This window comes from Paramagnetospirillum magnetotacticum MS-1 (assembly GCF_000829825.1).
Classification (GTDB): Bacteria; Pseudomonadota; Alphaproteobacteria; order Rhodospirillales; family Magnetospirillaceae; genus Phaeospirillum; species Phaeospirillum magnetotacticum.
This window is the reverse complement of sequence record NZ_JXSL01000019.1, coordinates 80,593-103,220: the sequence shown is the minus strand read 5'-3', so window position 1 is coordinate 103,220 and position 22,628 is coordinate 80,593. Positions and strand designations below refer to the sequence as shown.

General features: G+C 64.1%; 17 protein-coding genes and 1 tRNA gene. 6 read left to right on the top strand and 12 right to left on the bottom strand.

The window, feature by feature from the left end:
* Nucleotides 1-229: 229 nt before the first annotated feature.
* Genes CCC_RS02490 through CCC_RS02480 form a run of 3 tightly spaced genes read left to right on the top strand, consistent with a single transcriptional unit; the run spans nt 230 to nt 3,638 of the window.
* Nucleotides 230-1,879, top strand: a complete 1,650-nt coding sequence (locus tag CCC_RS02490; protein ID WP_041039619.1) for a peptide ABC transporter substrate-binding protein — start codon at nt 230-232, stop codon at nt 1,877-1,879.
* Nucleotides 1,876-2,817, top strand: coding sequence for an ABC transporter permease (locus CCC_RS02485; protein WP_009867384.1), 942 nt, complete (start codon nt 1,876-1,878; stop codon nt 2,815-2,817). The genes CCC_RS02490 and CCC_RS02485 overlap by 4 nt, the downstream gene beginning before the upstream one ends.
* Complete coding sequence (locus tag CCC_RS02480; protein ID WP_009867385.1) at nt 2,814-3,638, top strand: ABC transporter permease; 825 nt, start codon at nt 2,814-2,816, stop codon at nt 3,636-3,638. Before CCC_RS02485 ends, CCC_RS02480 begins: the two co-directional genes overlap by 4 nt.
* A 9-nt stretch (nt 3,639-3,647) precedes the next feature.
* Here CCC_RS02480 and CCC_RS02475 read toward each other — a convergent pair whose 3' ends face one another.
* Together CCC_RS02475 and CCC_RS02470 are read right to left on the bottom strand one after the other, a co-directional pair.
* Complete coding sequence (locus CCC_RS02475; RefSeq protein WP_041039615.1) at nt 3,648-4,469, bottom strand: universal stress protein; 822 nt, start codon at nt 4,467-4,469, stop codon at nt 3,648-3,650.
* A gap of 100 nt (nt 4,470-4,569) precedes the next feature.
* Complete coding sequence (locus tag CCC_RS02470) at nt 4,570-5,916, bottom strand: SPOR domain-containing protein (protein ID WP_041039612.1); 1,347 nt, start codon at nt 5,914-5,916, stop codon at nt 4,570-4,572.
* A gap of 192 nt (nt 5,917-6,108) precedes the next feature.
* Between CCC_RS02470 and CCC_RS02465 the strand changes: the two genes are divergently transcribed.
* Entirely contained in the window at nt 6,109-7,644 is a 1,536-nt protein-coding gene (locus CCC_RS02465) for a CYTH and CHAD domain-containing protein (protein WP_009867671.1), read from the top strand.
* Nucleotides 7,645-7,652: 8 nt separating this feature from the next.
* Here CCC_RS02465 and CCC_RS02460 read toward each other — a convergent pair whose 3' ends face one another.
* Both CCC_RS02460 and CCC_RS02455 read right to left on the bottom strand, forming a co-directional pair.
* Entirely contained in the window at nt 7,653-10,073 is a 2,421-nt protein-coding gene (locus tag CCC_RS02460) for an EAL domain-containing protein (protein ID WP_082036470.1), read from the bottom strand.
* A gap of 141 nt (nt 10,074-10,214) precedes the next feature.
* Nucleotides 10,215-10,391, bottom strand: coding sequence for a DUF4169 family protein (locus CCC_RS02455; protein ID WP_082036471.1), 177 nt, complete (start codon nt 10,389-10,391; stop codon nt 10,215-10,217).
* A 122-nt stretch (nt 10,392-10,513) separates the two neighbouring features.
* Between CCC_RS02455 and CCC_RS02450 the strand changes: the two genes are divergently transcribed.
* Nucleotides 10,514-10,590: transfer RNA gene (locus CCC_RS02450), tRNA-Asp, on the top strand.
* 269 nt (nt 10,591-10,859) lie between these two features.
* Here the strand turns inward: CCC_RS02450 and CCC_RS22525 are convergent.
* Nucleotides 10,860-11,012 (bottom strand): hypothetical protein, encoded by a 153-nt coding sequence (locus CCC_RS22525; protein ID WP_162484138.1) that lies wholly within the window; start codon nt 11,010-11,012, stop codon nt 10,860-10,862.
* On the opposite strand from CCC_RS22525, the gene CCC_RS02445 reads away from it, so the two are divergent.
* Nucleotides 10,941-12,218 (top strand): ammonium transporter, encoded by a 1,278-nt coding sequence (locus tag CCC_RS02445; protein ID WP_041039608.1) that lies wholly within the window; start codon nt 10,941-10,943, stop codon nt 12,216-12,218. The two genes, CCC_RS22525 and CCC_RS02445, sit on opposite strands and share 72 nt — an antisense overlap.
* Before the next feature lie 54 nt (nt 12,219-12,272).
* Here the strand turns inward: CCC_RS02445 and CCC_RS02440 are convergent, their stop codons facing one another.
* From CCC_RS02440 to CCC_RS02410, 7 genes are read right to left on the bottom strand one after another with little or no spacing between them, the layout of a single operon-like run.
* Nucleotides 12,273-13,880 carry a hybrid sensor histidine kinase/response regulator gene (locus CCC_RS02440; RefSeq protein ID WP_041039606.1) on the bottom strand — a complete coding sequence of 536 codons (1,608 nt, stop codon included), beginning with the start codon at nt 13,878-13,880 and terminating at the stop codon, nt 12,273-12,275.
* Nucleotides 13,881-13,885: 5 nt separating this feature from the next.
* Nucleotides 13,886-15,586, bottom strand: coding sequence for a response regulator (locus tag CCC_RS02435; protein ID WP_009867587.1), 1,701 nt, complete (start codon nt 15,584-15,586; stop codon nt 13,886-13,888).
* Entirely contained in the window at nt 15,583-16,641 is a 1,059-nt protein-coding gene (locus CCC_RS02430) for a chemotaxis protein CheB (RefSeq protein WP_082036469.1), read from the bottom strand. The genes CCC_RS02435 and CCC_RS02430 overlap by 4 nt, the downstream gene beginning before the upstream one ends.
* Nucleotides 16,638-18,935, bottom strand: a complete 2,298-nt coding sequence (locus CCC_RS02425; protein WP_009867589.1) for a hybrid sensor histidine kinase/response regulator — start codon at nt 18,933-18,935, stop codon at nt 16,638-16,640. Before CCC_RS02425 ends, CCC_RS02430 begins: the two co-directional genes overlap by 4 nt.
* Nucleotides 18,932-20,554: a methyl-accepting chemotaxis protein gene (locus CCC_RS02420; RefSeq protein WP_236686278.1), complete on the bottom strand. Its 1,623-nt coding sequence runs from the start codon at nt 20,552-20,554 to the stop codon at nt 18,932-18,934. Before CCC_RS02420 ends, CCC_RS02425 begins: the two co-directional genes overlap by 4 nt.
* An 11-nt stretch (nt 20,555-20,565) precedes the next feature.
* A complete protein-coding gene (locus CCC_RS02415) occupies nt 20,566-21,168 on the bottom strand; it encodes a chemotaxis protein CheW (RefSeq protein WP_041039602.1) in 603 nt (200 codons plus the stop codon).
* On the bottom strand, nt 21,168-22,625 hold the full coding sequence (locus CCC_RS02410) for a CheR family methyltransferase (protein ID WP_009868366.1): 1,458 nt from the start codon (nt 22,623-22,625) through the stop codon (nt 21,168-21,170). Before CCC_RS02410 ends, CCC_RS02415 begins: the two co-directional genes overlap by 1 nt.
* Between the last annotated feature and the right edge of the window lie 3 nt (nt 22,626-22,628).

Sequence of the window (22,628 nt, the reverse complement as noted above, 5' to 3'; positions counted from 1 at the left end):
GATCGGCCCTCCATAAGCCGACCTCTTATGAATCACGCAAACTTGCTCTTGGGAACCCCAAAAAACCGCCCGTAGCTAAAATATGCCAAAGTAGTGCTAATATCTAAAGATATATTTTATACTCCAAAAACTACGCCATATGGCATAGCTCAATCTCCATGTTTTCAATTTTTGGACGGCGCAAGTCCCTTGGCTTGACAGCCGGGGACGGGGCTTTGATTCTAGGACGATGTTCAAGCGCCTCGCCCCACTGGTCCTCTCACTCCTGTTTGCCGCCCCGGCGCTTGCCAAGGACGAGCTTGCCATCGGCATCACCCAGTTTCCGGCGACGCTGAACCCGTCCATCGAATCCATGCTGGCCAAGACCTATGTCCTGGCCTTCGCGCAGCGGCCCATCACCGCCTATGACGCGTCGTGGCAACTGATCTGCCTGCTGTGCGAGACACTGCCCAGCATGGAGAACGGCCTGGCCAAAGTGGAGTCACTGCCGGGCGGCAAGAAGGGCATCGCCGCCACCTATACCTTGCGCGCCGATTCCCGCTGGGCCGACGGCAAGCCGGTGACCAGCGACGACGTGGTATTCAGTTGGGAGGTGGGGCGCCACCCGCAATCGGGCGTGGCGGCGGCCGAGTTGTTCCGCCGCATCACCCGCATCGAGGTCAAGGATGCGCGCAGCTTCACGCTGCATGTGGACAAGCTGACCTTCGACTACAACGCCATCAACGATCTGCGCCTGCTGCCCGCCCATATCGAGGGGCCGCGGTTCAAAAGCGCCCCCGCCGAATACCGCAACCGCACCGCCTATGACCAGGATTCCACCAATCCCGGCCTCTATAACGGCCCCTACCGCATCACCGCGGTAGTCCAGGGCAGCCATGTGGTGCTGGAGCCCAACAGCCATTGGGGCGGGGCGAAGCCCGCCTTCAAGCGCATCGTCATCAAGGCCATCGAGAACACCGCCTCGCTGGAGGCCAATCTGCTGTCGGGTGGAGTCGACATGATCGCCGGAGAGCTGGGCCTGCCGCTGGAGCAAGCCATCGCCTTCGAAAAGCGCCACGGCGCCCGCTTCAATGTCGTCACCAAGCCCAGCCTGACCTACGAGCATCTGGATCTCAATCTGGGCTCCCCTATTCTCGCCGATCTCAAGGTGCGCCGCGCCCTGCTGCTGGGTCTCGACCGCGAGACCATGTCGCGCCAATTGTTCGAGGGCCGTCAGATCGTCGCGGAATCCCTGGTTCCACCCCTGGACTGGGTCTATGCCGCCGATCTGCCCAAGGCCTCCTTCGATCCCGTCCGCGCCGCATCGCTGCTGGACGAGGCCGGGTGGAAGCCGGGTCCGGGCGGCATCCGGGTCAATGCCAAGGGTGAGCGTCTTGCGCTGGATCTGGTCACCACCGCAGGCAACCGCTCGCGCGAGATGGTGGCCCAGGTGATGCAGTCCCAGTGGAAAAAGATCGGCGTGGAACTGCGCCTGAAGACCGAGCCGCCCCGCATTCTGTTCGGCGATACGGTGACCCGTCGTAAATTCCCCCATATGGCCCTGTTCGCCTGGTATTCGGCCCCGGAAAGCGTGCCGCGCTCCTCGCTCCATTCCGCCATGGTGCCTAACGCCGCCAACAACTGGTCGGGCCAGAATTATACCGGCTATGCCAGTCCGGCCATGGACCGGCTGATCGATTCGGTCGAGGTGGAGTTGGACAAGGACAAGCGCAAGGCCTTGTGGCGCGAGATCCAGGCGCTTTACGCCGCGGATCTGCCCGCCTTGCCCCTGTTCTTCAAATCGGATTCCTTTATCCTGCCCAAGGCGTTGAAGGGGCTGGTGCCCACCGGCCATCAGGACCCCTCCCCCTATTGGGTGGAGAATTGGCGGTGGGAGTGACCGCAAGGCTGGTCCATTCGGTCCTCGTCCTGGCCGTGATGTCCTTCGTGGTCTATGGCCTGATGGGCCTGATGCCCGGCGATCCCATTGATCTGATGATCGCCGCCGACCCTCGCCTCACACCCGACGACGCGCTGCGGCTGAAGGCGCTCTACGGCCTGGACCGCCCCTGGACCGAGCGCTGGCTGCGTTGGCTGGGACAGTTCGTCCAGGGGGAATTGGGCTATTCGCGGCTCTATGCCCGACCGGTCGGGGAAGCCATGCTTCCGGCCTTGGGCAACAGCGCGCTCTTGATGCTGTCCGCCATGGCTTTGTCCCTGTCCCTGGCTATTCCGCTGGGAATCGTCGCCTCGTTGAAGCCCCACGGCATGCTTGACCGACTGGTCAACCTCTTGGCCTTCGCCTCGGTCTCGGTGCCGGTGTTCTGGCTGGGCCTGATGTTGATCGTGGTCTTCGCCGTGTCGCTGGGCTGGCTGCCCGCTGGCGGCGTTGCGGATGTGGGCGATGGCGGGCTTGGCGACCGCCTGCGCCATATGGTCCTGCCGGTCTCGGCCCTGGCGCTCGCCGGTCTTGGCCAGGCGGCACGGCATATGCGGGCCGCCATGATCAACGAGGCGGGAGCCGATTATATGCGCACGGCCCGCGCCAAGGGCTGCGGCCCCGCCCGAATGGTGCTGGTCCACCAGTTGCGCAACGCCCTGCTGCCCATCACCACCATCATCGCCCTGGAATTCGGCGGGCTGTTTTCCGGCGCGCTGATCACCGAGACGGTGTTCGCCTGGCCCGGCATGGGCCGCCTGATCTACGAAGCGGTGATGGGCAATGATTTCAATCTGGCCCTGTCGGGTCTACTGCTGGCCACCGCCATGACGCTGATGGGCTCGATCCTGGCGGACATTGCCTATGGGCGCCTCGATCCCCGGACCAGCCGCACATGAGGGCGGGCGCGGTCATTCTCTTGCTGCTGCTGGCCGCCATCGCGCTAGCGCCTTGGGCTTTGCCCGCCCCCGATGATCTGGACCTGGCCGCCCGTTTCGCTCCGCCATCGCCGGACCATCCCTTAGGCACCGACGATCTGGGCCGCGATATCGGTGCAAGACTGGCCCAGGGCGGGCTGGTTTCGCTCAGCGTGGCGGCCATCACCGCCCTGATGGCGGCGATGATCGGCACCTTTGTCGGGCTGCTGGCGGGCTATCACGGCAAGAGGACAGACGCCCTTCTGATGCGCCTCACCGACGGAGTGATGTCGCTGCCCCTGCTGCCGCTGCTGATCGTGCTGGCCGCCGCCGATCCGGCCAAGCTGGGCGTGCCCCCTGGCATGACGGAGTCGCCGGTCTTCGCCGTTCTGCGCCCCGCCCTGATCATCGCCTGCGTCGCCTGGACCGGGGTGGCGCGGCTGGTGCGCGCCGCGACGCTGTCGGTGCGGTCGCGCGATTACGTGCGGGCGGCCGAAGCGCTGGGCGCGCGGCCGGGCCGCATCATGCTGCGGCACATCCTGCCCAATGTGGCCTCGCCCATGGTGGTGGCCACCACCTTGTCGGTGGGCAATATCATCCTGATCGAAAGCGCCCTGTCCTTCCTGGGCCTTGGCATCCGTCCGCCCCTGGCGTCCTGGGGCAATATGCTGACAGGCGCCATGGACGTGGTGTGGAGCGCGCCGCTCATGGCGTTTTGGCCCGGGGCCGCCATTTTCGCCACCGTGCTGGGCTTCAACCTGCTGGGCGACGGGTTACAGCGGGCTCTGGACCCGAAAAGGTAATATCCGGCCTCAGTGGCTGAACAGCACCGGCACGGTCATGGAATTGAGCATGTGCCGCGTGGCGCCGCCCAGGACCATTTCGCGCAGGCGGGAACTGCCGTAACCGCCCATGACCATCAGGTCCACATCCTCGTCGGCCAGACGCGACAGCAGCATCTCGCCCACATTGAGATCGTCGGAAACCACATGCTCGCACACGGCCTTGACCCCATGGCGCGACAGATGCAGACAGATATCGGCGCCGGGAATATCGCCGTGCCCGGCCATGCCGTGTTCGGGATTGATGGCGATGACGTGCACCACCTCGGCGCTGACCAGCAGAGGCATGGCGTCGTGGATGGCCCGCGTCGCCTCGCGGCCGCCGTTCCAGGCCACCATGACCTTCCGCCCCAAGCTGGGGAAACGCCCGGCAAAGGGCACCACCAGGACGGGGCGGCCCACCGACATGATCAGTTCATCCGCCAGACGGGGGGCCGAGGAATCGGCTTGTCCCTGCCCGATGACGGCCAGATCCGTGTAACGGGCGTGCAAGGCCACCGTCTCGGACATCAGCCCCGTCACGTCCCGCCATTCCAGCGTCACGGCGGGCGGAACCTGGAAGGCATCCACCACGGCCTTGACGCGCTTGGCCGCCTCGGCGTCTCCGGCGGCGCGAAACTGATCGAGATCGCCACCGAACCGGGCCGTCATATGGGACGGCAGCAAGGTCTGGTCGCGCACATTGAGCGCAATCAGATGGGCCTGGAAGCGGGCGGCAATACCGGCCGCCAGTTCAAGACGAATCCGGGCGCGTGGATGATCGTCCATATGGACCAGGATGTCCTTGTACATGACGGCGCCCCCCTTAAAACCTTTGCGACAAGACATTGTATACCCGCAGAGGTGGTTCCAGCCCCCTCATTGGCGCAAGGTCTGACCGTTGGAATTTGCGTTAATAGGAGGTGGCTTCGCAGGACTGCCGGTGCAGTTTCAGCACCTTGCACAGTTTGGTCGCGTCGGCGCGGCTCTTCATGGGACCGGCGACGATCCGCCAGCGGGTTCCCCGCTCGCCCTGATCGACCTTGGGGAATGTGGCGTTAACGCCCCCCAGTTCCTCGGGGAACTTGGCTTTGATCTTTTCCCAGGTGTCGCGCGCCGCCTCCTCGGTCTTGGCGCTGCCCAGACCCACACCTGGCGTTCCGCCGCCATTGGAGGACTTGGCCCCATTGGCCGATCCCTGGCGCAGGCCCGACGCGGTGCCCGACACTGGCTGCTTGGCGAGCTGGCTGTCGAGAACCTTCTCGACCGCGGCCTTCTCGCGCTTGGCTTCCTCGGCGGAAACCAGATTGGCGGCCCGCAGACGCTCGACCCGGCCGACGGCGCTGGCGGCTTCCATCACGTCCTTGGGCGGCAGGACTGGCATATCCACCTTGCGCGGCTCGGCGGGCAGCAGGGCCTCGAGGATGGCGGTGCGCTCGGCCCCGTGTTCGGACGGAGACAGGGCCCGGCTTTCCAGGGCCACGGCCAGGGCACGCAGACGGTCCACCACCTGTTCCTCGGTGGGACCGGGGCGTTCCAGCCCCTGGGCCGGGGGCAGCGAGGAGGAATAGGGCAGCAGGGCGCCGAGATTGGTGCTGCGCCGCCGCGAATGTTCCTCGGGCGTGATCAGTCCCTCGTCCAGCAGACGGCGCAGGGTGCGAAAGCGGGTGGCCACATTGGTTTCCGCCTGGGTGGCGCCCCGCGTCGACATCTGGGAGGCGGGGCTTCCCGGTTCGCCCAGCGGCTCGGCGGCGATCGTGCCGCGCGATGCCGATTGCGGCGTCGTGGGCTCCAACTGCTGCGGCGTGATTTCGGGGCCGCGCCCGGAGCGCAAGGCCGAACCGGCAACGGTGCGGCCCAGCATCTTATCGACCACCAGCAGATTGGCCTGGGCCACGTCGATCAGCGAGCGGACTTGAGGCCCGCCCTGGGACGGCACGGTGAGGGTGACCTGGGGCCGGTTGGCCAGGATCACCTCGTAATACTGGTGGGCGAGATCGTAGCGGCCCGTGGCCTGATAGACCATGCCCGCGGTGTAAAGGGCGTAGGGGTCCTTGGGGTTGCGGCGCAGGGCCCCGATGGCCAGGCGCTCGGCGGTGCTGTACTCGCCGCGGGTCAGCGCGGTCATGGCCTTCTCGCTGGAATCATCATCGAGCAGCGGAGACTTCATCACCGCGTCGGTAAAGCCGCGAGGGTCATTGAGCACGCCGCACGCCGCAAGCATGGCCGCCAGCGATACGGACAGAAGACCCCGGCTCAACCCTTTCCTGCTCATCGACATAGCCCCCAAAGATGGCACGCCCGCGCGCCTGTCCCGGACTCTCACATCCGCGCGGACAGGACAAGGCCTTTTCAGCCTCCTTGCGCATAATGCGTCAATGAAGGTTCACACTTTGCTAATGGCTGAATGCCTGGGGACTGGTATAGTCGCTTTATCGACCGAGGGACCTTCATGGACGGCCGAGAAATCGAGTTGAAGCTGGCACTGGCGCCCGAAGACTTGGCGCGCATCGCCCAGCGCCCCTGCCTGAGCGCCGGACGGCTGGCCGAGCCGACGTCCAAGCGCCTGTCTTCGATCTATTACGACACCTCTGATCACATCCTGGCATCCCAAGGAATCGCTGTGCGAGTCCGGCGGACCGGATCGGGATTTGTCCAGACCGTCAAGACCGCCGGAACCAGCGTATCGGGCCTGTTCGACCGCGACGAATGGGAAGTTCCCCTGGCATCGCCGGATCTGGATGCCGAGCAGTTGCGACTGACCGGTCTTGCCGCCTTCGCCGACGGCGAACTGGCCGACCTCTTGACCCCGGTCTTTTCCACCGAAGTGGACCGCGTCCTGATCCGCCTGGGCGGCGAAGGCTGGGAAGCCGAAGTGGCCTTGGACCGGGGCGCATTGGTCGTCGGCGACCGGCGCGAGGAGATCTCCGAGGTGGAACTGGAACTGGTGAGCGGCACACCCGCCCACCTTTTCCGGTTGGCCACCCACATCCAGGCGGAAACGGCGGCCCGCCCGCTTTGCCTCTCCAAGTCGGAACGGGGATATAGCCTTGCGGCGGGCAAGACCGCCCCGGTGGTGAAGGCCAAGGCGCCAATCCTGACGCCCGCCATGACGGTAGAGGAATCGTTCCGGGCCATCGCGCGGGCCTGCCTCGAACACCTGATGCTCAATGAACGCTGCCTGTTGGCGACCGAGGCGGGCGAGGCCATCCATCAGATGCGCGTCGCCATGCGCCGCATGCGCTCGGCCATCAAGGTCTTCAAGGCCGTCACCGAAGGCCCGGACCTGGAGCGGATCAAGGACGACCTGCGCTGGCTTCTGGCCCATCTGGGGCCAGCACGCGACGCCGATGTCTTTTTATCCGAAATCGTCGATCCCGTCCTGGCCGCCCATCCCGGCAATGCCGGGCTGATCGCGCTGCGCGCCCATTGGCGCAAGGACCGCGAAACCAAGCTGGCCGCCGCCATCTCTGCCGTGAAATCCAAGCGCTACGCCACCATGACCCTCAATCTCGGGCGCTGGGTGGAAACCGGGGACTGGCTGACGCCGTCCCATGGCGGTGCGCGACGGCGGCTGGCCGAACCGATCGCCACCTTCGCCGCTGGCCGGGTCGGCAAGGTGGTCACCCGCCTGCTGAAGGAAGGCGGCGAGACCTTGTCGCGTCTGTCGCCGGAACAGCGGCACGCGGTTCGTATCCGGGGCAAGCAGGTTCGCTATGCCGGTGAATTCTTCGCCTCCCTGGTGCCGCGCAAGAGCACCAAGGTCTATCTGTCGGAACTGGCTGAACTTCAGGACGTGCTGGGCAAGCTCAACGATATCGCCGTGGCGGGCCCCAAACTGTCGGGCCGCGGCGCCGGAGCGGGCTCTTCGCGCGCAGCCGGGCTTATCGCCGGTTGGCACCAAAGCCGCCGCGCCACCTTGCTGAATGATGCGGACAAATGCTGGAAGCGCTGGCGCGCCCTGCCCCTGCCCTGGGACGAGAAATAGGGTTCACCTTACCGATACACCCGCTCCAAGAGCGGCGGAATTTCAGTGGCGGGAACCGGACGGCTGAACAGATAACCCTGGGCGATGTCGCAGTTGATGGCGGTCAGATGGGCCAGTTGCTCGACCGTCTCCACCCCTTCGGCGATGACCTTGAGACCCAGCCCCGAGGCCATGGCGACGATGGTCTCCACCAGCACCTTGCGTTCCTGGCGTTCCAGCATGCCGATCATGAAGGAGCGGTCGATTTTCAGGGTATCGAAGGGAAAGCGCTCCAGATAGCTGAGCGACGAATAGCCGGTGCCGAAATCGTCGATGGATAGTTGGATCCCCATATCCGTCAGGGCGCGCAGCAAAACATCCACATCGCCGCGCTCGGTCAGCAGCAGGCCCTCGGTGATTTCCAGTTCCAGATTGGCGGGCGACAGGCCGGAAGCGGCCAAGGCGGCGCGCACATGGCCGAGAAATCCCGCATCCTGGAACTGACGCGGCGAAACATTGATGCACAGCCTCAGATCGGCATGCCCGGCATCCACCCAGCGGCGGGCATCCCGGCAGGCGGTTTCCAGAACCATCCGGCCGATGGCGACGATCACGCCGCAGGTCTCCGCCTGGGGAATAAAGCGGTCGGGGGGCACATTGCCCAGTTCCGGGTTACTCCAGCGCAGCAAGGCCTCCACCCCCACGGCGCGGCCGCTTTTCACATCGACCAGGGGCTGATAGGCCAGATGAAACTGATCGGTTCCCACGGCGCGGCGCAACTCGCCCTCCATGCGCAGCCGGGCCTCGGCCTCCTCATTCATGCGGCTGGTGAAAAAGCAGAACCGGTTCCGCCCCGCCAGCTTGGCCTGATACATGGCGATATCGGCGTTGCGCAGCAGGGTTTGCGGCGTGTGCCCGTCATCGGGATAGATGGCCAGACCGATACTGGCCGTGGCGATCAGGTCGCGGCGGCTGATGGCGAAAGGCCGGGAAAAACGTTCGACGATCCCGGCTGCCACCCGTTGCGGCGTCGCCCCGTCCTCCAGATCGCCCAGGATCACCAGAAACTCGTCTCCGCCGAATCGGGCCACGGTCCCACCGTCTCCGGCGGCCTTGCGCAACCGCTCCGAGGCCAGAACCAGCAATTCGTCGCCATATTCATGGCCAAGGGAATCATTGATGGCCTTGAACTCGTCCAAATCGACGAACAGCAGGGCCACCTTCCGCTCGCGCTCGCGGGCTAGATCGATCTCGCGCGACAGCCGATCCAGGGCCTGGACCCGGTTGGGCAGATCGGTCAGACCGTCGAACATGGCCTGATGCTGAAGCCTGCGCTCCTGATCCTTGCGCAAGGTGACATCTTCGATCTGAAGAAGGTAATGGGTCCCTCCCCCGCCCGGCGTCGCCACCTTTGATCCGTGGACCCGCTGCCATTGTCCGGCTCCGTCCTGGCGTCTGACGTGAACCTCGCCCTGCCACTCTCCCAGAGTGAGGAGGCTGCGCCAGAGATCGTCCAGTGTGGACCGCGCCTTGCCGGGGTAAAGCCCCGAAAGCGGCTTGCCGACCACCTGGGCCTGCGGATAGCCGGTGATGGCCGCATGGGCCGAATTGACGTATTGGACCACGGCGTCGCCGCCCACCACGGCCACGGCCACCGGGCTTTGCTCCACTGCCTGGGACAGCAGGCGCACGCTGTCCTCGGCCTTCTTGCTTTGGGTCAGGTCGCGGATGGAGGTGACGCGGACCGACTTCTCCCCCATCCAGCTGTGCTTGGAATAGATCTCCATGGGAAAGACCGAGCCATCCTTGCGGATGCCGCGCACCTCGTAGGGTGCCTCGTATTGCTGAGCCACCATGCTCTTGGCCAGGCCGATATCGCGGGGATCGATGACGTCCCAGGCCCACATGGTGAGCAATTCATCGCGCGGATACGCAAACAAGGTCTCGAAGGCCTTGTTCATATCGATGATCTTGCCCTCGAAATGGATGCAGATGGCTTCGGTCGCCACGTCCGAGAGACGGCGGAAGCGGTCCTCGCTATCCTCCAGGGTCTTGCGGGTCTGCCAGACTTCGGTGATGTCGCGGATGGCGCCGTTGATCCCGGCGAAACCACCCTCGGCATCGAAATGGGCGCAGGCATAAATGGCGGTCCAGATGGACACTCCGTCCTTGCGGCGCATCTCCATCTCGGCCCGGACGGCGCGGCCCCGCGCTTCGCGGATACGGGTTGCGGTTTCTGCCCGCAGTTCGGGGCGCGAATACATCCGCGCCGCCGGAGTACCGATCAGTTCAAGGGGGGAATACCCGAACACGGCCTCGGCATTGGGTGAAACCCAGATAAAGCAGCCATCGGCATCGATACTGTACAAAACATCCGGCAGATCGCGCAGCAAAGCGACGTGCAACCCCGCCGGAATCCGCGATTCCGGGACTTCCGTCGCCTGTGACATTTTGCCTCCCGGTCGCCGGAGCGTTAATCCGCCCTCAGGCTTTTCTCTCAGGAAGGATTATGAGCCTCGTTTAGGCTAAAACCAGGATGCGAAAGTATATATCATCAGCATCTTTAATAGGGAGTCACTGCAACGCGGCCATCACTCGTCCAGTTTCTTGCCGTCCAGCCCCCGCGACTGCTGCTCCGCCTCGCGGCGCGCCTCTTCCTTCTGCTGGCGGGTCCGTCCGAAACGCACCCGGTTGTTCTTGGCCGTTTCCTCTGCATCGGCCTTGGCGCGCGCCTTGCGGGCCTTGTTCAGATTGATGATATCCGCCACGGCCACCTCCCATGAACCACTGCCCGTCAGTTTATGGGCCGCCCTTCATGCTGTCGATTCACATCCCATCAAGAAAGAGGCTTGCGCCCCCCGAATTCGGCTGCTATATCACCGGCCCTCGCGCGGGTGTAGCTCAGTTGGTCAGAGCGCCGGCCTGTCACGCCGGAGGTCGCGGGTTCGAGCCCCGTCACTCGCGCCATTCCTCTTCGATCCGAGGAATGGCATCGCAAACGCCGGTCCCCTAGGGACCGGCGTTTTGCGTTCTCAGACCATTTTTCTTCATGCACAAATATTCATCAGTAATAAAATGTGCACAGAAATAAGGCCGAGGCCATTTCGCCGCCGCCATCGCAGCCGCCACCCGCCCTATTTTTAGGCCGATGCTCGATGCTAAAGATTATTTTGTAATCATATTTTGCATGATTAAATTTTATGCAGCCGGTAGTGGTTTGATTCAACAGCATTTCATCATTTCATCAACTTGGCATGCATCTTGAAGCCGCGCGGCAATTCCGCGGCGGCGGCAGCATTATTGGGCAGAGGAATGCAATGGAGACGTTGAAAACAGGCGCTGATGTATTGTTCATCCTCTTGGGAGCGGTGATGGTTCTTGCCATGCATTCCGGCTTCGCCTTCCTCGAGGTCGGTACGGTCAGAAAGAAAAATCAGGTCAACGCCCTGGTCAAGATCATCTCGGATTTCGCGGTCTCGACCATCGCCTATTTCTTCGTGGGCTATGGGGTGGCCTACGGCACCAATTTCCTGGTGGGCGCCGACGTGTTGATCGGCAAGACCGGCAACGCCTTCGCGGCGTCGGGCTATGATCTGGTCAAGTTCTTCTTCCTGGCCACCTTCGCCGCCGCCATTCCGGCCATCGTGTCGGGCGGCATCGCGGAACGCGCCAAGTTCACCACCCAGTTGATGGCCACCGCCATTCTGGTGGGGCTGGTCTATCCCCTGTTCGAGGGCATGGTCTGGGGCACCCGCTTTGGCTTTCAGGAGTTGATGAAGGGCTGGTTCGGCGCGGCCTTCCACGACTTCGCGGGCTCGGTGGTCGTGCACGCCGTGGGCGGTTGGATCGGCCTTGGCGCCGTTCTCATGCTGGGCACCCGCCTGGGCCGTTACCGCAAGGACGGCCGTCTGGTGGCCTTCCCGCCGTCGAACATCCCCTTCCTGGCGCTGGGGGCCTGGATCCTCTCCGTGGGCTGGTTCGGCTTCAACGTCATGAGCGCCCAGGTCATCGCCGATATTTCCGGTCTGGTGGCCATGAACTCGCTGATGGCCATGGTGGGCGGCATTCTCACCAGCCTGGTGGTGGGCCGCAACGATCCCGGCTTCATCCATAACGGCGCCCTGGCCGGTCTGGTGGCCGTCTGCGCCGGTTCCGACGTGATGCATCCCATCGGCGCCCTGGTCACCGGCGGCATTGCCGGAGCTCTGTTCGTCTGGCTGTTCAATCTGTGCCAGATCAAGTGGAAGATCGACGACGTGCTGGGCGTCTGGGCGCTACACGGCATGTGCGGCTTTCTGGGCGGCGTGGCCTGCGGCGTGTTCGGCCAGGAAGCCCTGGGCGGCCTGGGCGGCGTCAGCTTCGGCGGACAGATTGCCGGTACGGTGATCGGTGCGGCCTTCGGTCTGGCCGGGGGGCTGGCGGTCTATGGCGGCCTCAAGGCGGCCTTCGGCATCCGTCTCTCCGACGAAGAGGAATTTGCCGGAGCCGATCTGTCCATTCACCAAATTGGCGCCTATCCCGAGGACGCCACCACCGTGCACGACGATGGCCTGGCCATGTCCGTGCACTCGGCCAACAAGCGCAAGGCCGGGTGAGACCAACGACCCTGAAACTTCAAGGGCCGCTCCATCGGAGCGGCCCTTTTTCTTTTACCCCGCCACCACGCAGGAGGCGGGGAAGGTCAGCACCACCGTCGTCCCCTCGCCCACCTGGCTTTTGAGCGTCAGGCTGCCGCCGTGCAGTTCCATGAAGCCCTTGGCGAGCGGCAGCCCCAGGCCGGTCCCCTCGTGCTTAGGGCTGATGGCGTTTTCCGCCTGACCGAAAGGCTGCAGCACCATGGCCATATCCTCGGCGGCGATGCCGACTCCGTCATCGGCCACTTCGACGATCACGCAGCCATCCTTCAAGCGCGCAGCAACCGAGATATTGCCGGATTCGGGCGTGAACTTGGCGGCGTTGGACAGCAGGTTGAGAACGATCTGCTTCATCAGCCGCTCGTCCGCCCGGATCCGGGGTAGGCCGTCTTCGGGAGTGAAGGTCAGGCTTTGCCTCTTGCTGGAGACCACATGACCGACCAGACGCATGGCCGAACGTACCGCCTCGGCCACGTCCACCTGGCTTTCGCGCAGCGTGACCTTGCCCACCTCGACGCGCGACACGTCGAGGATATCGCTGATCACCCGAAGAAGGTGATGGGCGGATTCCGAGATGTTGTCGAGAAAGCCGCCATAGCGGTCAATTTCGGGCTTCTCCATGATGGAGTGGGCCAGTTCGGAAAAGCCGATGATGGCATTCAAGGGCGTGCGCAGTTCATGGCTCATATTGGCCAGGAAGATGGTCTTGGCGCGCGACGCGGCCTCGGCGGCCTCGCGCGCGGCCTGGGCCTGTTCCTCGGCCGCGGCCCGGCGGCCGATTTCCTTCTGGAGCCATCGGGTCCGTTCTTCCACCGCATGCTGCAACTCGTCATGGGCACGGCGCAGATAATCCTCCGCCTGCTTGCGTGCCGTGACGTCGCGGGCGATCCCGGCCAGCCCCACCACCTCGCCGCCCTGGCGGATGGGAACCTTGGTCACTGAATACCACTGGGCATTACCCTCGGGATCGGTGACGGATTCCACCCGGTCCAACTGCTGGCTGCCGGTCTCGATGATTTCGCGCTCTTCGGCCTCCACGGCCAGGGCCCGTTCGGACCCCAACAGATCCGAAAGGCGCTGGCCCATCAGATCGCTGGTCTCCGCCATGCCGATCAGTCGGGCCTGGGGCTGGTTGACGCGGGAGAATTTGAGCTGCAGATCCTTGATGAACACCGCATCGGGAATATTGTTCATCAGTGCCAGCAGCAGAGTCCGTTCCTGCTGCAACGTCCGGTCCAGACGCCAGCGATCGGCGGCGGTCCGCACCACCACCTTCAGTTCCAACGGATTCCAGGGCTTGGACAGATAGGCGTGGATCTGGCCGAGATTGACGGCGCTGACCAGGGCGTCCAGGTCGGAATAGCCGGTCACCAGCACACGGGTTGCATCGGATTGAATACGGGCCTGCCCCAGGAATTCGGCACCGCTCATGCCCGGCATGCGCTGATCCGACAAGATCACCGCCACCTCGTTCCCCTTCAGCAGGTCCAGCGCCGAAGGGCCATCATTGGCCGTCAAGACCAAGTATTCGTCTTCCAGCAGATCGGTAATGGCGGTCAGGATCTGCGGCTCGTCATCGACGACGAGAACGGTTTCCTTCGGCCCGGTCGGGGAAGCGTTCATGGGTTTCAGGCCCCTACGAGATTGACTGGGATCAGGATACGGATTTCCGTCCCCTGCCCCGGATCGCTCGACACCTCGATACGGCCATCATGGCTCTTGATGATACCGTAGGAAATGGACAATCCCAGACCGGTCCCCTGGCCCACCGGTTTGGTGGTGAAGAACGGATCGAAGATGCGTTCCCGGATTTCGGCCGGGATGCCACTACCGGTATCGGCCACGGCGATGGCGAACATGCCGTCCTGGCGGAAGGTGCGCACGGTGATCGTGCCTTTGCCCTCGATGGCGTCCACCGCATTGGCCACCACGTTCATGATCACCTGATTGAGCTGCCCGGCATAACAGGCCAGCATATTGTCGGCCATGTAATTGCGCCGGACCTCGATGCGGTCGCTCATCTTGTGGCGCAGGAACAAGAGGACGGATTCCACCGCATCCTTGATATCGACGGTCTTGAACTCGCCCTCGTCCAGGCGCGAGAAGGTCCTGAGCTTGACCACCAGTTCGCGCACCCGTTCCAGCCCCTGGCCGGTATCGGCGATGCGCTTCCTGGCCTTGTCCAGCTTGACCAGATGGTCCTCGGCCAGGCAGGGCGCGGCCTCGGCCATCACGGCGGCCAGCCAGTTCTCGATGGTGAAGACGTTGGACAACGCGAAGGACAGAGGGTTGTTGATCTCGTGGGCGATACCGGCCACCAGCTGACCCAGAGAGGCCATCTTTTCCGACTGGATCAGGTGAACCTGGGTCTCCTGCAGCTTGGTATTGGCCTCTTCCAGTTCGCGATTGGCGCGGGCCAGTCCCTCGGCCAGGGCGGCGCGGGCCTCGGCGGCCTCCTTCTCTGCCTTGGCGCGCAAGGTCTCCATCTCGCGCAGGCGGATTTCTTCGACGATGCGCTGGTTCTGCTCCAGCAGGAACTTGCGGCGCAGCAGGGCGCGCAGCCGGGCGCGCAACAGGCTCATCTCGGTGGATTTGCCCACGAAATCGTCGGCACCGGCCTCCAGCGCGCGGGCGACGTTCTCCTTGTGCTCGTAAGCCGACAGCATGAGCACCACCAGGGGCGCGGCGCTGTCGGCGCGCAGCTTGGACAACTCCTTGCACACGGCGATGCCGTCCATTCCGGGCATCACCATATCGACCATGACGCAGTCGAAGTCGCATTCGGCCAGCGCCAGCAGCCCCTCGCCGCCGCTGGTCACCTGGGTGACGTCGCAGCCTTCGTCGGTCAGTTCCTGCGCCAGGCTTTCGCGATAGGTTGCGCTGTCATCGATGATCAGGACGCGGGCGCGCCGGAACAGCGAACGGCCGACCTCCACATTGACCGCCTCGCGCCGGGCCTTGCGCAGCAGATTGTGGACCCGCAGCAGCAAGATCTCGGGGTCCTCTGACTTGGCGACGAAATCGTCGGCGCCGCTTTCCAGACCGTGCAGTTCCGCCGCCGAGGTTTCATCGGCGGTGAGCATCATCAGCGGAATACTGCGCGTGGTGATGTCCATATGGATCTGACGGCACAATTCGTCGCCCTGAATGCCCGGCAGATGGTAATCGACGATGATCAGGCTGGGGCGGCGGCGGTTGATCTCCTCCAAGGCCGCCTCGCCGGAATGGGCGCAGACGGTCTCGAACCCCTCCTGCTCCATAACCAATTGCAGCTTTAAGGCCTGAGTCACCGAGTCCTCGACAATGAGGATGAGATGGCTGTCGGTCACTTGTCTCCTCCCAGGGCGAGGTCACGCAATCTTGAGGCAATGGCGGGCAGCGGCAAGGTCTCGCGCGCCGCGCCCAGCTTGGCGGCGGCGGCGGGCATGCCGTTGACCACGCAGGTGGAGGCATCCTCCACGATGGTATAGGCCCCCTTGTCGGCCATTTGGCGCAACCCATCCGAACCATCGGTGCCCATGCCGGTCAGCACCACGCCGATCGCATGCTTGCCCATCTCGCGCGCCATGGCGGCGAACAAGACGGTCCCCGACGGCTTCTGATTACAGACGGCGGGCGAATCGAAAATGGCCAGATGGCCATGAATCAACCCCAGATGGCGATCGACGGGAGCCACATAGACCCGTCCCGGAAGCGGCTTCTCGTCCTCGCTGGCAATGCGGACTTCAAAGGGGGTGGCACCCGAAAGCCAGGTCACGAAGCCTTCGAGAAAACTGGACGTGATATGCTGGACCAGCAAGATCGGCAGGGGAAAATCGGCGCCCAACCCGCCCAGCAACTGCACCAGGGCCTGGGGGCCGCCGGTGGAAGCCACGATGCCGACCATGGAATAGTTCACGGCACCGCCCTGAAGTGGCTGAGGCGGCGCGTCGTCACTGCCGAAATTCAGACCTCGGCTGATGCCTTGGCGCACTACCTGGACCTGACTCATGATCGCCAGCTGGGTGCAGATCTTGGCCGCCATGGTCTCATAACCGGCATTGGTCACGCCCACCGGCTTTTCCACCACCGAAAGGGCACCGGCGCGCAGCGCGTTCATGGCGATGTTAAGCTCGTTGTCGTCCACCTGGGCCGCCACGACCACGATTGGGGTTGGGCGGCGCGACATGATTTTGAGCGTGGCATCCAAGCCGTTCATGCCGGGCAGACGGATGTCGAGCGAAATGACGTCGGGCTGCTGGGTCTCCAGCAGATCCAGGCATTCCTCGGCGCTGGTCACCGCCGCCATCACCTCGAAACGCTCGTCCGAACCGATGATGTGTTTCAGCAACTCCCGAACGACCAGGGAATCCTCGACGATCAGGACCTTGATCTTCTTTCTCATAGGAATTGCTCGATGGTTTCAAGGAGGTCCTTCTGGTCGAACTTGCGCTTGACCACATAGGCATCGGCGCCCAGTTCCAGCCCGCGTTCCTTGTCGGCTCGCGCCTCCAGCGAACTGACCAGGATCAGGGGAATGGACTTCAGCGCCGGATCGGCCTTCACCGCCTGCAGCAGACCAAAACCATCGAGGCGCGGCATCTGGATATCGGAAATGATCAAGTCGATTTGCTCGGCCCGGAGGCGGCCCAGCGCCTCCAGCCCGTCATGGGCCAGACGCACCTGATAGCCGTGGGCTTCAAGGATGCTCTTTTCCAAGGTCCGGGTGGTAAGGGAATCGTCCACCACCAGGATCACCGGAACCCTCTTTTCCGCCGGTTTTTCCACGGTGGTCAGCACCCGGATGCTGCCCGATTTGCGGAAGGTCTCGACGATCTCGAAGGGATTGAGAACCAGGGCGATATCGCCGTCCTCCAGCAGGACGCCGCCCGCCACCATGGTGCCGCGCGCCCCCGGCACGCCGATATCCTTGACCAGGCCCTCGCGGATGGACAAGAAGCCGTCGATGGCCACCGCCACCCGGCGTTCGCCGTTCTTCAGCACCACCAGCGGCACCACGTTGCGCGTCACCTTGACCGCGCTTTCCCCCAAGGCCAGCAGATGAGCCAGCGACAGCAGCGGAATCTGGCGGTCGCCAAGGAACACCACAGACTTGCCCTCGACGGTGCCCACATCCTCGGCCCGCACGCGATAAAGGCGATCGACGCCTTCGGTGGGCAGGCCATAGACATGCCCCTGGCACTCCACCAGGAAGAGGCGCTGGGTCGAGACGGTCAAGGGCAGGGACAGACGGAAACAGGTGCCCATGGGCTGGCGGTCCAGCACCTCCACCGTGCCATTCATCATGGCCATGGCTTCGCGCACCACGGAAAGCCCCATGCCGCGTCCCGACAGGTCGTCCACCACCCGTGCGGTGGAAAAGCCGGGATCGAAGATGATGTCGATCAGCGACTGGCGATCCATCTGGAAGGACTGGGCCTCGGAGAACAGGCCGCGCTCCACCGCCTTGCGGCGGATGGCCTCGAAGTTCACGCCCCGTCCATCATCCTCGATCAGAACGACGAGGCGTCCTTCTGAAACGTCGAAGGACAGGCCCACATGAGCCGCCGCGGGCCTGCCTGCGGCCTTGCGCTCGTCCGGCGGTTCGACGCCGTGGGACAGCGCGTTGCGCAGCAGATGCATCACCGGGTCCTTGAGCCCCTGCAGCACCATGCGGTCGGCCTCCACGTCCAGGCCGGAGACCTGCACCGTCACCTGCTTGCCGACGGCACGGGCCAGATCGCGCACCATCTTGCGGAAGGCCCCGAAAATGGAATCGGCGGGCACCATGCGGACCTGGCGGACTTCTTGCTGCAGGTCATTGCCAAGCTGGCGCAGCGCCCAACCGGTCCGTTGCTGGCGGCGGCGAACCGAGCGCAATTCGCGGCCGATACTGGTCAGATTCTGCTCCAAGGCCTCGTACTGGCGCTCCAGCGCGATGGCCCGGTCGTAATCGCCAAGATCGCGCAGCGCGGCGGCGGCATTCTTGCGGGCGCGCCGCCAGGAGCGGTCGAAATCGCTCAAGGTCCTGTCGAGACCCAGCAGTGATTGGGTCACCTGCCGCTGGTTCATGGTCTCGGTCAGCAATTCGTTGGACGAGCGCAGCAGACGGTCGAGATGCTCGGCCCTGACCCGGACCGTTTCCTCGGGACGCACCGGCGAGGCCGAGCGTTCGGCGGAAGACGGCTCCTCCTCCTCCTCCACAGGCGGCGGAGCGGCGGATGGCGGCGGCGGCTCGGAAGCGGGAACGGGAACGGGACGTGGCGGCACAACGGGTGAGGCCGCGACCGAAGGGTGGATATCGACCGCCTGACCGCCGATCATCGCTTCTAGGGCGATAACCGTGTCCGAGGTATCGGGCAGCGGCTCGTTGGCCATATTGGCGGCCACCCAATCCTCGATGACGTCGAGGACATGGCCAAGGCCCATGGCCATGGACGAATCCAGCTTCGCCTGGCCTGAACGGACACGGGCGAACAGGGTCTCCATGCGGTGGGAGATTTCCTCGATGGGCGGCAGATCAACCGCCCGCGCCGCGCCCTTCAGGGAATGGGCACGGCGGAAGATCTCGTCCAGCTGCGCGAGTCCGCTGCCTTCCGCCTTATGCCCGAGGTCGTCGAGCAGGGTGCGGATAGCCTCAACATGTTCCCGGTATTCGATCTGAAAGGCTTGCAGCAGCCTTTCGCGGATACTGATCAAAGCCGGTATTTCTCCAAGGTGCGCGACAGCGTCTGGCCCAACTGGCTGAGATCGAGGGAGGCCTTCTCCAACTGGGCGGTGGTCTGCGCCGTCTGCTGGCTGGCCTGACGGATTTCATGCAGCGCCTGGGTCACCTGTTCCAGGCCGATCTGCTGCTGATTGGTGGCGCCGACGATCTGCTGGAAGGCATGGACGCTTTCCTGGATGTTGTCGGACATCTGACGGATGACGTGCTCGGACATGGTGGATTTCTCGCGGCCCAGTTCGACGCGCTTCAAGGCCTCCTCGGTCAGCATCACCGAGGTGTTGATGCCCTTCTGGGTCTGTTCCAGGATGCCGCGCACCTGGGAGGTGGCTTCCTTGGCCTGATCGGCCAGGTTCTTGATCTCGCCCGCCACCACCGAGAAGCGCCGGCCCTGCTCGCGGGCGTCGGCGGCCTCGATGGCGGCGTTCAAGGCCACCAGATTGGATTGCTCGGCGATCTCGTTGACCGTGGCGATGATCTCGCCCACCGCCTGGGTGCGTTCCGAAAGCGTGATGATGTTTTCGGCCACGGTTTCGGTCTGCTCGCGGATGGCCTCCATACCGGCCGAAGCATCGCGCACCGCATGCAAGCCCGCATTGCCCGAAGTGGCCACCGCCTCGGCGGTGCCCGCCACCTGACGCGACCGCTCGGCCACCTGCTTGCCCGACAGGCTGATTTCCTCCACCGTGGTGGTGATCTCCTGCACGGCCGCGGCCTGCTGCTTGGTACCCGCGGCCTGCTCCTGGGCCGAAGACAGAATGGCCGCCGCCGCCGCGGTCAGCGCGTCACAGGCGGAACGGGTCTGAATCGCGATATCGCGCTGGCTGTACAACATCTCGTCGAAGGCCTGCTGCAGAACGCCGATCTCGTCGGTGGAACTCACCTCCAAGGGCTTGATGCGCAGGTCGCCCTCGGCGATCTTGCGGGCAGCCTCGGCGCAAGCGGCCAGGGGATCGGCGATCTGGCGGCCGATCAGGCTGCTGACCACCAGACCGGACAGGGCGCAGATCAGGCCCACGATGATTTCCAGCCCGATCATGCCTCGGATGGCGCCTTCGGCCTGAAGGCTCAGCATCTTGACCACCGCCTCGGTGGAATCGCTGAGCTGGGCCTGCAAGCCCAAGAGCTCCTTCAGCTTATCGGCCCGGCGGGCATCCGCCGCCCCCAGAGCCAGAAATCCCGTCGCCGAGGCCTCGTACTGACGCAGTAAGGTCGCCTGCTCGGCCAGCTTAGCCCGGATTTCCAGATTGGGAGCCGCGGGCAAGTCGGCCTTGGCCCCGGTGTCCAGATTGATCACCGCCTCGCCGCCCTCCATCAGGGCCGCCAGGGAATCGCGCATCAGCCGCAAGGTGGCTTGGTGATCAACCGCCACCCCGCCGCTCAGCAACAGGACCTCCTTGGCAAATTTCTGCGACAACATGCGCTGGCGCCCTGCCATGTCGGTGACCAACGAATTCTGGGTCTGGCTGCGCAGCACCATGACGTTGAACGAGATCAGCCCGGCCAGGACCAGGGTGAAGCCCAGGGACACGGTGGAAAACTTGCGGCGAAGCTTCAGATCTTTCCACCAGGAGCGTTTCGCATTCATGGTCATCGGGCCTTCCTTCATGACTCATCCGGGCCCTGGAGACGCGTATCTTTCAGCGCGTCCAGAGCCAGAAGCTGTGCGGTATCGAGAAGAATCAGGGCATCGGGTGTGATGCCGGAAATGAAACGTTGCGGCAGACCATTGCCGGATTCGTGCGGACAGGTCATCCGGGCCGGATCCAGGCGAATGACCCGGTCCAGGCCATCGACCCGGACCCCCACCTCGGAGCCCTCGGCCTTGAGAAAGATCACCCAGCTCCGCGCCTCGGGCGCGGGAACCGGAAGACCCAACAAGGAGTGCAGATCCAGGACGGGACGGATTTCCCCCCTGAGATTGGTGACGCCCAGGAGATATTGCGGCTGTCCCGGAACCGGAGTCCAACGAGATAGCAGCATCACCTCGGACAAGGTGTCGAGGGAGAAGGCATAGCGCTCATTGGCGATGCGTACCCCCAGGACGTCGAACCCCGCCGCAATCCGATGCGCATCACCGCGTGGCGCGGCCAGACGCCGGGCGCGGGCCTTCAGCAGGCTCTCCGCGAACTCGGCCTCGCTCCATCCCAGGGGCTGCTGGCTCAGGGCGTGAAGACGATCAAGAATCGACTCGGCCGGCCGGGACATCAGGCACCCCCAAGTAGTTTGAGATGCATCGCCACAGCCTCACGCATCTGTCCAACCGTGATCTTCTCGCCCGGATTCACCGGCAATTCCTCGGCGATACCGGTCAGCAGGGCCTGCGCGTTGCGGAACGAGCGCTCGGCCCCGGCGGTATCGTCCTTGCGTGCCAGAAACAACCCCAGGTGATAATGGGGGAGAACCAGCCGCCGGTCGAGATAAATGGCGCGGCGCAAGGACTTTTCGCAAGCCTCGTCCTCGCCCATCTGTTCGTGGACCATGGCCCGGTAAAAATGGGCCCAGGCATCCAGGGGACTGGCGCCGATGATGGCATTGCAGGCGGCGGCGGCCTTTTCCCACTGGCCGCTATCGGCCAGGTCGCGCGCCACTTTTAAACGGTCGAAGCCCGCAAGCCCCTGGGCTTGCGGCTGAGAGGGAGGCACAAGACGGGACGGGGTGGCGCGCGAACGGCGGACGGGTGAAGCCTTGGGCGGCGCCACCCGGCCCGCCCCGGCAGAAGCCGCCAGGACCGGCGGCACAGGGCGGGGAATGGCCGACGGACTGGGCTCGGCGGCGGGCGGCGGCCCGTCGGCACGCTGATAAAGGACGGCGCCCGGTGTATTGACCGTGCGGAAATCACGGAACAGCCGCTGATTGGGCTCGGCATGGCCCATGATCAGCCAGCCGCCGTCATTCAGGCTTTCGCGAAAACAGGGAACCAGGGATTCCACCGTGGACTGGCTGAAATAGATGATGACGTTGCGGCAGATGATGATGTCGAACCCGGCGATATTGTCGGCCAGCGAGGGGAACGGGCTCTTGATCAGGTTGTGGTACTGGAAGCTGACATTGCGCTTGAACTCTGGTCGGATCTGCCACTGATTGCCGACCTTGTCGAAACAGGCGGCACGCTGCGCGTCGGGCATGACCCTAAACGCCCATTCGTCATAGCGACCTTCACGCGCGCGGGTCAGGAATTTCTGGTTGATGTCGGTGCCCAGCACGGTGACGTGCCAGCCAGCGATGCGCTCTGCGAATTCGCGCTCCAGCATGATGGCCACCGAATAGGGCTCGGGCCCGGTGGCGCAGCCCGCGCTCCAGATGCGCAGGCGGCGGAACGAAGCGTTGCGCGCGATCACATCGGGCAAGATCAGATCGCGAAGCGCGTCGAACTGTTCCTTGTGGCGGAAGAAATAAGTCTCGCCGATGGTCAGTTCGGCGATCAGCGCATCCATCTCCGCCTTGCCCTGAACCAGGGATTGAAGCAAGCCGAGATAACCGGCGCAGCCAATCACGCCGATTTCGGCCATGCGCTCAGCCAGGATACGCGCCAGATCACCATCCTTGTCCCGGTAGAACGCCATGCCCGTCGTCTCGATGATCAGCGCCTTGAGGCCGGGATAAGCCGGATCATCGAGAATGGCGGCAATGGCCGGAGATAGGGTGGAAACGGCAGGACTCACGGC

What these genes read in the sequence shown, in the direction of transcription:
- CCC_RS22525 (WP_162484138.1), bottom strand. Translation starts at nt 11,012, where the DNA reads ATGCATGGCAAGAACCATCACCGCTCCCAAGAGGATGAACAATACATC.
- CCC_RS02480 (WP_009867385.1), top strand. Translation starts at nt 2,814, where the DNA reads ATGAGGGCGGGCGCGGTCATTCTCTTGCTGCTGCTGGCCGCCATCGCG.
- CCC_RS02460 (WP_082036470.1), bottom strand. Translation starts at nt 10,073, where the DNA reads ATGTCACAGGCGACGGAAGTCCCGGAATCGCGGATTCCGGCGGGGTTG.
- CCC_RS02475 (WP_041039615.1), bottom strand. Translation starts at nt 4,469, where the DNA reads ATGTACAAGGACATCCTGGTCCATATGGACGATCATCCACGCGCCCGG.
- CCC_RS02420 (WP_236686278.1), bottom strand. Translation starts at nt 20,554, where the DNA reads ATGACCATGAATGCGAAACGCTCCTGGTGGAAAGATCTGAAGCTTCGC.
- CCC_RS02430 (WP_082036469.1), bottom strand. Translation starts at nt 16,641, where the DNA reads ATGAGAAAGAAGATCAAGGTCCTGATCGTCGAGGATTCCCTGGTCGTT.
- CCC_RS02415 (WP_041039602.1), bottom strand. Translation starts at nt 21,168, where the DNA reads ATGTCCCGGCCGGCCGAGTCGATTCTTGATCGTCTTCACGCCCTGAGC.
- CCC_RS02440 (WP_041039606.1), bottom strand. Translation starts at nt 13,880, where the DNA reads ATGAACGCTTCCCCGACCGGGCCGAAGGAAACCGTTCTCGTCGTCGAT.
- CCC_RS02445 (WP_041039608.1), top strand. Translation starts at nt 10,941, where the DNA reads ATGGAGACGTTGAAAACAGGCGCTGATGTATTGTTCATCCTCTTGGGA.
- CCC_RS02465 (WP_009867671.1), top strand. Translation starts at nt 6,109, where the DNA reads ATGGACGGCCGAGAAATCGAGTTGAAGCTGGCACTGGCGCCCGAAGAC.
- CCC_RS02490 (WP_041039619.1), top strand. Translation starts at nt 230, where the DNA reads ATGTTCAAGCGCCTCGCCCCACTGGTCCTCTCACTCCTGTTTGCCGCC.